The sequence below is a fragment of the Cellulomonas biazotea genome, from assembly GCF_004306155.1.
Lineage (GTDB): Bacteria > Actinomycetota > Actinomycetes > Actinomycetales > Cellulomonadaceae > Cellulomonas > Cellulomonas biazotea.
The window spans coordinates 1-11,470 of sequence record NZ_BIMR01000319.1; the positions used below are offsets into that span (position 1 = coordinate 1).

Genomic DNA, 11,470 nt, shown 5'->3' on the forward strand with positions numbered 1-11,470 from the left:
CGGCTGCACCTCGCCCGGCTCGCCCCGGGCGCACCCGAGACGGCGGCGCTGCGGGAGGCCGCGGCCGGTCGGGCCGCCGGTGCGGTGCTCGTGCTCGGCGACGGCCCGGGTCCCGCCGGGCTTGTCGGGCTCGACGCGTCGGTGCGGGCACGGCTCGACGCGCAGGTCGCCGCCCGCGTCGCGACCGGCACGCCCGGCACGGTCCTGCTCGACTGCGACGGGACGCGCGTCGAGGTGTTCGTCGACGTCGCCGCCCCGCCCGCGAGGCTCGTCGTCGTCGGTGCGACCGAGGAGGCGGCCGCCCTGGCCGCCGCGGCGCGGCCCCTCGGGTACGCGGTGACCGTCGTCGACCCGCGGCCGGTCTTCGCGACCGCGGAGCGGTTCCCGGGCGCCGACGTCGCGGTCGACTGGCCGCCGTCGTACCTCGCCGGCACCGCGCTCGACGCCCGCGCGGTCGTGTGCCTGCTCAGCCACGACGACCGGTTCGACGCGCAGACCCTCGCGGTCGCGCTCGCCTCGCCCGCCGGGTACGTCGGGGCCCTGGGGTCACGCCGCACGCACGCGCGCCGGGTCGCCGCGCTGCACGCGCTGGGGGTCGACGCCGACGCGGTCGGCCGCCTGCACGCCCCGATCGGGCTCGACCTCGGCGCGAGCACCCCAGCGGAGACCGCCCTCGCGATCCTCGCCGAGGTCGTCGCCGCCCGGACCGGCCGCAGCGGCACCGCCCTGCGTGACCTCACCGGGCCGCTGCACGGCGAGAGCCGTCAGCCGGTCTGACGCCCTGGAGGCGGACCGTGAGCGGGGCCGGGTCGACAGGACGTGCCGTCAGCCGGTCGGCCCCGGCGCACGCGACGCACGTCCGGCCTCCTCGGGGTGCAGCAGCAGCCACACCCGGTCGCGCGTCATCGGCAGCCCGTACGGCCGCACCCCGACCGCGTCGCGCACGGCGTTCGCCACGGCCGGCGCCACCGGGTTGTAGGGGGCCTCGCTCATCGACTTCGCGCCCAGCGGGCCCAGGTCGCTGTGCGTCGGCGCGAACAGCACGTGCGTGAGCGGCACGTCCGCGAGGCGCGGCACCCGGTACGCACGCAGCGTCGACGTCGTCACCCGCCCCGCGTCGTCCACGCGCACCTCCTCCAGCAGCGCCGACCCGAAGCCCTGCGCGACGCCGCCCTCGACCTGGCCGCGCAGCTGCTCGGGGTTGAGGACGACCCCGGCGTCGGCCGCGTGCACGGACCGCAGGACGCGCACCTCGCCCGAGTCCGGGTCGACCGCGACGCGCACCCCGTGCACGTTGAACGCGACGGTCCGCTGCCGGCCGTCGTGGTGCCCGCGCCCCTCGAGCGGACCCGCCGCGAGCAGGTCCGCCGCCGTCAGGAACCGGCCCTCGCCGCGCCAGCCGCCGTCCGCGGGCACCCCGTCCGGCACGCCCAGCCCCGCGGCCCGCTCCCGCACCGTCGCCGCGAGCGCCGTCGCCGCCGCGTGCACCGCCCGTCCCGCGACCACGACACCCGTCGACCCGTACGCGCCCGTGTCGAAGCCCGCGACGTCCGTGTCCGACTGCCGGATCCGCACCCGTCCCGGCACCGTGCCGAGCACCTGCGCGACGAGCTGGGCGTGCACCGTCGTCGACCCGCTGCCGAAGTCCGCCGTCCCGACCTCGAGCTCGACCGTGCCGTCGGGGAGCAGCCGCACGACCGCGTCGGCGAAGTGCCCACGCGGCGGGATCGTCGCGATCATCGCCAGCGCGACTCCCTGTCCCGCCGGCCACCCGGGCGGCGCCGGGACGTCGTCCGGGCCCGCGAGCGCGTCGGCCACGAGGTCCAGGCAGGCCCCCGCACCGTGCTCGCCGTCGTACGTGATGTCCGCCGGCACGTGCTCCTCGACGGTCCGCACCGGGTCGCCGGGCCGGAGGACGTTGCGCCGCCGCAGCTCGACCGGGTCGATCCCGAGAGCGCGCGCCAGGTCGTCCATCGCCGACTCGACCGCGAACGTCACCTGGCCCAGCCCGTACCCGCGGAACGCCCCCGACGGCGGGTTGTTCGTGTACACCGACTGCGCGTCGACGCGGACGTTCGCGCACCGGTACACCGCGACCGACTCGTGCACCGAGTGGTACATCACGCCGACGCCGTGGTTCCCGTACGCACCGGTGTCCATGAGCTGGTCGACCGCGAGCGCCGTGAGCGTCCCGCCGGCGTCGGCCGCCACCGTGACGCGCACCCGCATCGGGTGCCGCAAGGGCGCCCGCGTGAACTCGTCCTCGCGGGACATCTCGTACTGCACCGCACGGCCCGTGCGCAGCACCGCGAGCGCCACGAGGTCCTCGGTGAGCAGCTCCTGCTTGCCGCCGAACCCGCCGCCGACCCGCGCCGTGAAGACGCGGACGCGCTCGCGGTCGAGGTCGAAGACGCGCGCGATCTCGTCGCGGACCAGGTAGGGCACCTGGCTGGACGTGCGCAGGACGAGGCGGCCGTCGGCGTCGAGCCACCCGCGCGTCGCGTGCGTCTCGAGGGCGACGTGGCTGACCCGGGCCGTCGTCCACGTGCCGGTGACGACGGCCGCGGCCCGCGCGACGGCGGCCGAGACGTCGCCGCGCTCGGCGTGCAGCTCGGCGACGGTGTTCCGGCCGGGGTCGACGAGCCGGCTCGTCGCGGCGTCCTTGTCGCCGTGCACGGCCCACGCGCCCGGGCGCCTCGCCTGCTCGGGGTCGTGCACGGCGGGCAGCACCGCGTACTCGACGACGAGCGCGGCCAGCGCACGCTCCGCCTCGGCGGGCGAGTCCGCGACGACCGCCGCGACGCGCTGGCCGCGGAACCGCAGGACGGGGTCGAGCACGCGCGTGTCGTCGGGGTCCTCCAGGCGGTTCTGGTGCCGGCCGGTGGAGAAGAGCGTCGCGGGCGCGTCGGCGTGCGTGAGGACCGCCCGCACGCCCGGCAGGGCCAGCGCGGCTCGGGCGTCGACCGACACGACGCGCGCCGAGGCGTGCGGGCTGCCGAGCACCGCGAGGTGCAGCAGGTCCGGCGTGCGCACGTCGAGCGTGTACGGCTCGCGCCCGGTGACGACCCGGGTCGCGGCGGGGGCGGCCGCCGAGCCGCCCGCGGTCGCGTCGGGCTCGACGTTGACCGTGCCGTGCACCGCGTCGACGACCGACCGGTAACCCGTGCAGCGGCAGATGTTGCCCTTGAGCGCGCGCGGCAGGTCGGCGCGCTGCGCGTCGTCCATCGCGGCGACGGTGACGACCATGCCCGCGGTGCAGAACCCGCACTGGAACCCGGCGGCGTCCACGAAGGCCCGCTGCACCGGGTGCAGGTCGTCGGGGGTGCCGAGCCCCTCGACGGTCGTCACCGCGGTCCCGTCGAGGCGGTGCGCCGGGTACAGGCAGGAGTGCACGGGTGCGCCGTCGAGCAGCACCGTGCACGCGCCGCAGTCGCCCGCGTCGCAGCCCTTCTTCACGCCGTGCACGCCCAGCTCGCGCAGCAGCGTCCGCAGCACCTGGCCGGGGCGTGGTTCGACGTCGACGGTCCGCCCGTCGATCTCCAGCCGGACCCTCACGCCGCACCTCCGGCGAGCTCGTCGCGCAGCTCGCGCGCGAACCGCAGCGTCGTCGCGCGACGCCAGCGGGGGTCGCCGTGCGGGTCGTCGTACCAGTCGCCGATCGCGTCGACGGCGTCGACGACGTCGGCAGCGGTCGGCACGTCGGTCGGCACGTCGGTCGGCACGCCGGGGAGGCGGACCTGGCGGGGGCGGTCGGTCGACGCGGTGACGGTGAGCACGAACGTGCCGTCGGCGTCGCGGCGGGCCAGCACGAACGCCGCCGACCGCCCCAGCGCGCTGAGGGAGGCCCGGCGCGAGGCGACGCGGGCCGTGAGCGCGTGCTCGGGCAGGTCCACCGCGCGCAGCACCTCGCCGGCCCGCAGGGTCGTGCGGCGCACGCCCGTGACGAGGTCCAGCACGGGGACGCGACGCTCGCCGCCGTCGGGCGTCCACACCAGGGCGGTCCCGTCGAGCGCCGCGGCGAGCGCGATCATCGGCCCCGCGGGCAGTGCGAGGCAGAGGTTGCCGCCGACGGTCGCGACGCGGTGGATCTTCCACGAGCCGAGCAGCGCGTCGACCGCGGTGCCGAACAGGGACTGGGCGGACCACCCGGGCTGTGCCGGGATCGCGGCGAGCTCCGCGAGGGTGCACGTCGCCGCGACGCGCAGGCCGTCGGGCGTCCGGGTCCACGGCTCCCAGCCGGCCGTCGTGACGTCGACGAGCCCGTGCACGCCCGGCTGCGGCTCGGAGAACAGCCACGTGCCGCCGCCCAGCACGACCTCGCCCGGGAGCGGCACGGTCTGCGGGCGGGTCCGGGCGACCCGCACGTCGCGCACGTCGACGAGGTCCATGGCCTGAGGGAACAGCACCTGCGTGTCCGGCGTGTAACCCACGCCTGCTCCAGGATGCCCGAGTCGCCCCGGACCGTGCTCGGACGCCGGCCGAGCGTGCGTCGCGTGCGCTACGCCGTCGGGTCCACCACCCAGGCGAGCGCGTCCGCCGCGGCCGTGAGCACCGAGATGTGGCCCGCGCCCGGCACCACCCGCAGGCGGGCACGCGGCAGGTGCGCCGCGAGCCACCGCGCGTGCGACGGCGGGACGACCCGGTCCTCCGCGCCGTGCAGCAGCAGCACGGGTGCCCTGACGTCGGCGACGTCGAAGCCCCAGGGCGCGACGTAGGCCAGGTCGTCGTCGATGAGGGGTCCGGGACCGCCCGCGGCGGCGGGGCCGACGACCGAGTCGAACCAGGACCACTCACCGTGCAGCGCGTCGAGGTCGGCGGCGGTGAACTCCGGGTCGTACGCGGCGCCGGACGTCTCGTGGGCCTCCTTGGCGGCCCGCCCCGCGGCGGCTGCGCGCAGCGACGCCACGCCCGAGGCGGCCATGCCGTCGAACCAGTCGAAGCCGTCGACGCCGTGGGCGGCGTACGGCGCGAGGCCGGCGCCGCTGACGACGGCCGTCACCCGGTCGGGCAGCAGCGCGGCGCACGCGAGCGCGTGCGGCCCGCCCCCGGAGTGCCCGAACGTCGCGAACCGCTCGACGCCCAGGGCATCCGCGACGGCCGCGGTGTCGGCCGCCGCCGAGCCCACCGTGCGGCCGGGAGCCGCGGTCGAGCCGCCGTACCCGGGTCGGTCGTGGGACACGAAGCGCACGCCGAGCCGGTGCGCGGTCGCGAGGAGCGGCTGCGGGGGCGTCCCGATGTTCGGCGTGCCGTGGTGCCACACGACGACGTGCGGGGCGTCCTCGGGACCGGTGTCGTAGGCGTGCAGCGTGCGGCCGTCGGGCAGCCTGACGTCGAGCTCGCGGGTCATCCCGTCATGCTGCCCGACGGGCTGGGGTCGTGCGCCGCGACGGCACCCGGCTCGCGTGCGCTCACGGTGCCGGTCGCCGGGTCGTGCGGACGGGCCGCCGCCCGGTCGGTCGTCGTGCGCGTCGCCTGCCGGAAGACGGCCGTGCGCTGCACCCGGTACCCGACGAGGAACAGCACGAGGTCGGTGACGACCTTCGCGGCGAGCAGCGGCATGCCGAGGTGCGTGAGCGCCACGAGGCTGCCGTACCCCGCGAGCAGGAGCGTCCCGGCGAGCAGCGCGTACGCGACGGCCTCGCGCAGCAGCGGCCCGCGGGTGCGGCGCCGGAACACCCAGCGCCGGTTGAGCCCGAAGTTCACGGCCGCGCTCGCCAGGCGAGCTCCGACGGCCGCCGCCAGCAGCGACCCGGTCAGTGCGGTGAGGACGAGCAGGCCCAGCACGTCGACGACGAACCCCACGAGCGACGACGCGACGAACCGCAGCAGCGGTGCGTACACGCGCACGGAGTCCACGACGGGGCGGAAGTGCGACGAGGAGTTCTGGTCGAGGTACACCGTCGCGATCGGGACCTCGACCACCGCACGCCTCTCCTCGACCGCGCGCAGCAGGACCGACAGCTCGTACTCGAACCGGTCGCCCGGCACGTCGAGCAGCCACGGCAGGACGGTCGCCGGGTACCCCCGCAGGCCGGTCTGGGTGTCCTGCAGCGCGCGGCCCGTGCCGAGCCGGAACGCGACCCGGGTCGCGGCGTTGCCCCACCGGCTGCGCGCCGGCACGTCGTCGCCCGCGAACCGCCGGGCACCGAGCACGACCGCGGCGTCGCCGTCCGCGACCCGCCGGGCGACCGTGAGGACGTCGCGCACGAGGTGCTGCCCGTCGCAGTCCGCGCACACGACGTCCTGGCCCGGGTAGGCGCGCAGGACGTGCGCGACGCCGGTGCGCAGGGCCGCGCCCTTGCCGCGGTTCGCCCCGTGGGTGACGACGTCCGCCCCGGCGCGGCCGGCCGCCGCGACGACGGCCGCGTGCGCGGGGCCGCTGCCGTCGTCGACGACGACCACGGGGACGTCGGGCGCGGCGCACCGCAGCGCCCGCACCAGGGCGACCAGGCGCTCGTCGGGCTCGTAGGCGGGGACGAGGACGACCACGGCTCAGCCGTCCGTCCGCGTCGCGGTGCTCAGCCCGCCGACGTACAGGACGTCCGACGTGCCGCGCTCCTGCCCGCGGCCGAGCGGGTCGTTGACGAGCTCGCCGCCGAACACCATGGTCGACGACCCGCCGCCGTCCAGGTTGTAGGCCGTCGTCGCCCCGAGGTCCTGCAGGATCTGCGCGAGCCCGGTGAGCGTGACGCCCGCGCTGTACCCCGGGCTGCGGCCGTCGACGACGACGAAGACCAGGTGGTTGTCGTCGACGACGCCGACCGCGGTGCGGGGCTGCTCGCCCTGGATCGAGTGGTTGCCGACGTTCGTGTCGACCTCGACGTCCTCGATGCCGTCGACGACCTGCCCGTCCTCGAGCAGCGCGGGGCCGAACGACAGCGTGTTCCACACGCCCGCCGCCACCAGCGTGTCGGCGTCGGTGGTCGTCTCGTCGTACACCTCGACGTGCCCGTCCCGATAGAACGCGAGACCCTGCCGGGCGCCCTCGTCGCGGAACACCACGCCGTTGCGGATGACGATCCCCGTGTCCCGGAACCCGTAGTAGTCGCCGTTGACCGCGAGCACCGCGTCGTTGTCGGCCGCGATGTCGGATGTCGTCTCCGTGATGTTCGTGCCGAACTGGTCCTGCGCGAACGCGGACCGCAGCACGGTCGCGTCGGACAGCACGACGTCCGCGACGTAGTACGTCACCGTTCCGTCGCCGGACCCGGTCGTGACGGTCGAGACCGTGACCTGCGCGTCGTCCGACGTGTAGGTGGTGTCGGTGAGGGTGCCCGCGGCGGGCTCGGCGTCGGCGGTCGTGCCCGCCTGCTCGGCGACGTACGAGTCGACGTCGTCGATCGCGACGTGCTCGACGACGTAGCGGTCGAGCGCCCAGGCGGCCGTGCCGCCCAGGGTGAGGACGGCGGTGAGGGACGCGGCGAGGACGACGCGGTGCGTCCGGCGTCTGCGGGACGGGGGAGCGGTGGTCATGCCCCCTGTCTAGGCAGCGGCCCGGTGCGTGCGGTGTGCCGCGGCTGTGGTCCGCCTGTGCCACGGGTCTGCCGAGCCGCGCGACGCGGCGAGTGGTCGTCCGGGCGCGCGCCCGGGCACCGGGACGCCCTAGCCTTGCGCGAGGCGACGGGGACCGGCAGCAGGCCGGCGGTCCGTCCGGGGCCCGTGCGGGCGGACGAGGGAGAACTGATGGCAGGCGGTCTGGCGGCGCTCCTGGACGACATCGCGGCGCTGGCGAAGCTCGCCGCGGCGTCCGTCGACGACGTCGGCGCGGCCGCGGGGCGCGCGAGCGCGAAGGCCGCGGGCGTCGTCATCGACGACACCGCCGTCACGCCCCGCTACGTGCACGGGTTCACGCCCGACCGCGAGCTGCCGATCATCCGCCGCATCGCCGTCGGCTCGCTGCGCAACAAGCTGCTGTTCATCCTCCCGGCCGCCCTGCTGCTCAGCCAGTTCGTGCCGTGGCTGCTCACGCCGATCCTCATGGTCGGCGGCGCCTACCTGTCCTACGAGGGTGCCGAGAAGATCTGGGAGCTCGTCAGCGGGCACGCGAAGGAGCACACGAGCGTCCCCGCGGCCGCGCAGGGCGCCGACACCGAGAAGTCGATGGTCGGCGGCGCGATCCGCACCGACTTCATCCTGTCCGCCGAGATCATGGTCATCGCGCTCAACGAGGTCGCCGACGAGCCGTTCGTGTCGCGCGCGATCATCCTCGCGGTCGTCGCGCTCGGGATCACCGCGCTCGTCTACGGCGTGGTCGCGCTCATCGTGAAGATGGACGACATCGGCCTGCACCTCGCCGAGCGCCGCAACGGCGCCGTCGCCGCCACGGGACGCGTCCTGGTCCGCGCGATGCCGAAGATCCTGTCCGTCCTGTCGACCGTGGGGATCGTCGCGATGCTGTGGGTCGGCGGGCACATCCTGCTGTCCGGCGTCGACACGCTCGGCTGGCACGCGCCGTACGACCTGCTGCACCACCTCGAGGAGGCCGTGCACGGCGTCCCCGGCGTCGGCGGGTTCCTCGCGTGGCTCGTCGACACGCTCGGCTCGGCCCTCGTCGGCCTCGTGGTCGGTGCGGTGCTCGTCGCCGTCATGCACGTGATCCCGCGCCGCAAGCCAGCAGCCGCGCACTGACAGCGGGCGCCGGCGCCGGTCAGGAGGCCGGGGCCTGCTCGTCGAGCAGCTCGTGCAGGGTGTCCGCGCGCAGCGCGTCCATGAGCGCGTCGAACGGTGCGGCGTCGGGCACCAGCACGGGCGTCCCGTCGGGTGCCGTGCCGAGCGTCGTCGGGGCCGCGACGACGTCCACGTCGCCCGGGCCGAGCCGCCGCAGGCTCGTCACCAGGCCGAGCATCGCGCCCGAGTCGAGGCTCTCGTCGACGGCGACCGACGCCGACAGCACGCCCAGCAGCTCGGTCCAGACGGCGGGGTCGCCGCGCACGCCCGGGTCGCCGAGGCGCGTGACGATCGCCTCGAGCCACGCCTGGGCCCGCAGGGTGCGCTCGACGTCGTCCGTGGACCCCTCCATCCACAGCAGCGCCAGGTCGCCGCTCAGCCGGTGCGGACCCGCCGGGACCAGCACGCGCCCGCGCGCCACCAGGTCCTGCGGGACGTCGACGTCGACCCCGCCGAGGGTCTGGGTGACGCGGCCGAACGTCGTCGCGTGGGTGAGCGCGACGTGGTCGAGGCGCACGTCCACGAGCGACTCGACCGCCTCGACGGCCCCTGTCGGACCGGCGAGGCCGAACGCCGAGCGCAGCGTCCCCGGCCCGCGGCCCGGGACGTCCACCCACAGGTCCGGCGGCAGCAGGACGACCTGCGCGCGTGTCCGGTCGCCCGAGACGTGCGCGAGCATGACGACGTCGGTGAGGTTCGCGGCGTCCGCCCAGGCGGCCGGGCCGGACGCGGCGGCGTCCTCCGCGGACCCGAGCACGAGGACCGTCATCGGCGGGCGCGACGCGGCGTCCGGGTCGGGCGGGACGTACGGCGCGGGGCGGGTCGGCAGCGCGGCGAACGGGTCGGGGAACCGCTGGACGCGGGCGTCGAGGCGGTCGAGCGCGACGATCGCCCCGACGGCGACCACGACGAGCAGCGCCACGACGGACGCCAGGACCACCCGTCCCACCCGGCGCGCCCGGCGCGGGGGACCACCGGGCGACGCCGGAGCCGGCACGACGGGCGGCGGTGCGTCCGGCTCGCCCGGCGCCGGGGCGGGACGCACGGCGTGCGCGATCCCCTCGACGGCGGCCAGCACCTCCTGCCACGCGGCCTGGTGGCCCCGGTCGTCCAGGCCCTCGGCGTCGAGCACGTCGTCGTCGGCCTCCGCGTCCGGTGGGGTCGGCCCGCGGTGCCGCTGCGCACCCGCGACCAGCGCGTCGAGCCGGTCGGCCGTCCCCTCACCCGGAAGAGCCGACGCGCTGAGCGTCGCGGCCACGCGGGCGAGCTCGCGCAGCGTGAACGTGCGGCGCACCGCCGCGGGCACCGCCCGGACGACCTCGGCACGCTCCGCCCGGCTCGTCGTGAGGACCAGGTCCGCCGCCCGCACGTCCTGCGGGGCGAGCTCGCGGGCCGCGAAGCCGTCGACGGGCAGGTCCGCGGCCACGAGCAGGTGCGCGACGCCGGCGTCCAGCGGCGCGCCGGGGGTCGCGTGCGTACCCGCGCTCGCGAACCCGACCGTGCCGTCCCCGCCCAGCCGGGCGTGCAGCAGCCGCTCGGCTGCGGGGGAGCGGCAGGTGTTGCTGCTGCCGACCACCAGCACGTCGAACCGTCGGGCGTCCGGGGACGGGGGCGCGACCCGGGGGCTCGGGCTCACCGCCCCATTCTGGTCACCCGCCCACCTGCCGCGCCATGCCTGCAGCGGGCGAGGTCTGGACGACCCTGCGGGCTAGCTCTTCTCGTCGGACGCGTCCGCGGCCGCCGCCTTGATCTCCTCCGCGTCGGCCTTCGCGATGGCCTTCTCCGCGATCGCCGCCGCCTTGTCGAGCGCCTTGCGCAGCTCGACCGCCGCCGGGTCCGACACGAGCGCCACGATCCCCGAGTGCCCGGGCTCGATCGCGTCCTTGAGCTCCTCCGCGAGCTCCTTGCGCCGGTGCAGCTCGACGCCCTTGCCGGTCGCCGCACCGATCGCACCGAGCGCCGCGGCGCTGCCGAGGATCGACGGCGGGAAGATCAGGCCCAGCGCCACACCGCCGACGACACCCCACCGCAGGCCCCGGCGCGTGCTGTGGTCCGTCGCCTTGAGGATCTCCAGGTCACCGCCCGCGTCCCGCTTGACGACGAGGACGCCGTCCACCTTGAGCGTCGTGCCGTCCTCCGCGCCCTTGAGCGCCTCGTACGCCTCCCACGCCGTGTCGGTGTCGGCGAAGTCGGCGACGATCAGGGCGTACGCGCCGTCCGACACGGCGGCGATGTCGAAGTCGGTCTGGTCCTCGGACATGGTGTGCTCCTCCGGGTCGTGCGCGAGTGGGCTCCCGCTGCGCCGACCGTAGGTCGCACGCCCGCCACGTCGCCTCCCTCGCGCCGGGTGAGGCTTCGCGGTGCGAATCCTGGCCCGGGCCCGGGCACGGCAGGAGTGCGCACCCACCCCGGGCGCGCACCCCTGCCGTGCCGTCAGCGCACGTGCGTGCGGCGAGTGGGCCACGCCCGGAAGACGTGGCCGTCCTCGCGCACGCCGACCAGGCCCTCCTCGATGAGCTCGCACGCGACGTGCGTCAAGCCCGCCTCGCGCGCCCACGACGCGAAGACCCGGAAACCGACCGGTCCCGTGCCCTCGAGCGCGGCCAGGATCCGGCGGCGCACGCGCAACGCCTCCGGTGACCGGTCGGCGTGCGGTGCGAGCGGCTCGTCGGCGCGTGGTGTGATCGGGTGGTCGGCAGTGCGCACGGTGGTCGTCCTCGGTCTCCGGCACGGTCGGCCGGGTGGGTGGGGTTCGGGTCAGCGCAGGTCGGTGCAGGGAGCAGCTCGTTGCGGGGCGGAGCGG

The 11,470-nt window shown here is 76.4% G+C and carries 10 protein-coding genes; 2 read left to right on the top strand and 8 right to left on the bottom strand.

Annotation, left to right across the window (positions count from 1 at the left end; genetic code table 11):
- Nucleotides 1–777, top strand: a 777-nt coding sequence (locus tag CBZ_RS17670; RefSeq protein ID WP_130782790.1) for an XdhC family protein, incomplete at its 5' end; no start/stop codon positions are given.
- Between the two features lie 48 nt (nucleotides 778–825).
- Here the strand turns inward: CBZ_RS17670 and CBZ_RS17675 are convergent.
- From CBZ_RS17675 to CBZ_RS17695, 5 genes are all read right to left on the bottom strand, one after another.
- Nucleotides 826–3,555 (bottom strand): molybdopterin-dependent oxidoreductase, encoded by a 2,730-nt coding sequence (locus CBZ_RS17675; protein WP_130782791.1) that lies wholly within the window; start codon nucleotides 3,553–3,555, stop codon nucleotides 826–828.
- Complete coding sequence (locus tag CBZ_RS17680; protein ID WP_246013517.1) at nucleotides 3,552–4,430, bottom strand: FAD binding domain-containing protein; 879 nt, start codon at nucleotides 4,428–4,430, stop codon at nucleotides 3,552–3,554. Before CBZ_RS17680 ends, CBZ_RS17675 begins: the two co-directional genes overlap by 4 nt.
- Nucleotides 4,431–4,498: 68 nt before the next feature.
- A complete protein-coding gene (locus CBZ_RS17685; protein ID WP_130782792.1) occupies nucleotides 4,499–5,347 on the bottom strand; it encodes an alpha/beta fold hydrolase in 849 nt (282 codons plus the stop codon).
- The gene (locus CBZ_RS17690; protein ID WP_130782793.1) at nucleotides 5,344–6,489 is read right to left on the bottom strand and encodes a glycosyltransferase family 2 protein; all 1,146 of its coding nucleotides are present in this window, start codon (nucleotides 6,487–6,489) and stop codon (nucleotides 5,344–5,346) included. Before CBZ_RS17690 ends, CBZ_RS17685 begins: the two co-directional genes overlap by 4 nt.
- A 3-nt stretch (nucleotides 6,490–6,492) precedes the next feature.
- Nucleotides 6,493–7,473, bottom strand: coding sequence for a phosphodiester glycosidase family protein (locus CBZ_RS17695; protein WP_130782794.1), 981 nt, complete (start codon nucleotides 7,471–7,473; stop codon nucleotides 6,493–6,495).
- Between the two features lie 210 nt (nucleotides 7,474–7,683).
- Between CBZ_RS17695 and CBZ_RS17700 the strand changes: the two genes are divergently transcribed.
- On the top strand, nucleotides 7,684–8,628 hold the full coding sequence (locus CBZ_RS17700; protein ID WP_130782795.1) for a DUF808 domain-containing protein: 945 nt from the start codon (nucleotides 7,684–7,686) through the stop codon (nucleotides 8,626–8,628).
- Nucleotides 8,629–8,647: 19 nt separating this feature from the next.
- On the opposite strand, the gene CBZ_RS17705 is transcribed toward CBZ_RS17700, so the two are convergent.
- The 3 genes from CBZ_RS17705 to CBZ_RS17715 all read right to left on the bottom strand — a co-directional run bounded on the left by CBZ_RS17705 (nucleotide 8,648) and on the right by CBZ_RS17715 (nucleotide 11,373).
- Nucleotides 8,648–10,303 (bottom strand): LCP family glycopolymer transferase, encoded by a 1,656-nt coding sequence (locus tag CBZ_RS17705; RefSeq protein WP_130782796.1) that lies wholly within the window; start codon nucleotides 10,301–10,303, stop codon nucleotides 8,648–8,650.
- A gap of 72 nt (nucleotides 10,304–10,375) precedes the next feature.
- The gene (locus CBZ_RS17710) at nucleotides 10,376–10,927 is read right to left on the bottom strand and encodes a DUF1269 domain-containing protein (RefSeq protein ID WP_130782797.1); all 552 of its coding nucleotides are present in this window, start codon (nucleotides 10,925–10,927) and stop codon (nucleotides 10,376–10,378) included.
- A gap of 173 nt (nucleotides 10,928–11,100) precedes the next feature.
- Nucleotides 11,101–11,373, bottom strand: coding sequence for a hypothetical protein (locus CBZ_RS17715; protein ID WP_130782798.1), 273 nt, complete (start codon nucleotides 11,371–11,373; stop codon nucleotides 11,101–11,103).
- Nucleotides 11,374–11,470 lie beyond the last annotated feature (97 nt).

What these genes read in the sequence shown, in the direction of transcription:
- CBZ_RS17710 (WP_130782797.1), bottom strand. Translation starts at nt 10,927, where the DNA reads ATGTCCGAGGACCAGACCGACTTCGACATCGCCGCCGTGTCGGACGGC.
- CBZ_RS17695 (WP_130782794.1), bottom strand. Translation starts at nt 7,473, where the DNA reads ATGACCACCGCTCCCCCGTCCCGCAGACGCCGGACGCACCGCGTCGTC.
- CBZ_RS17685 (WP_130782792.1), bottom strand. Translation starts at nt 5,347, where the DNA reads ATGACCCGCGAGCTCGACGTCAGGCTGCCCGACGGCCGCACGCTGCAC.
- CBZ_RS17700 (WP_130782795.1), top strand. Translation starts at nt 7,684, where the DNA reads ATGGCAGGCGGTCTGGCGGCGCTCCTGGACGACATCGCGGCGCTGGCG.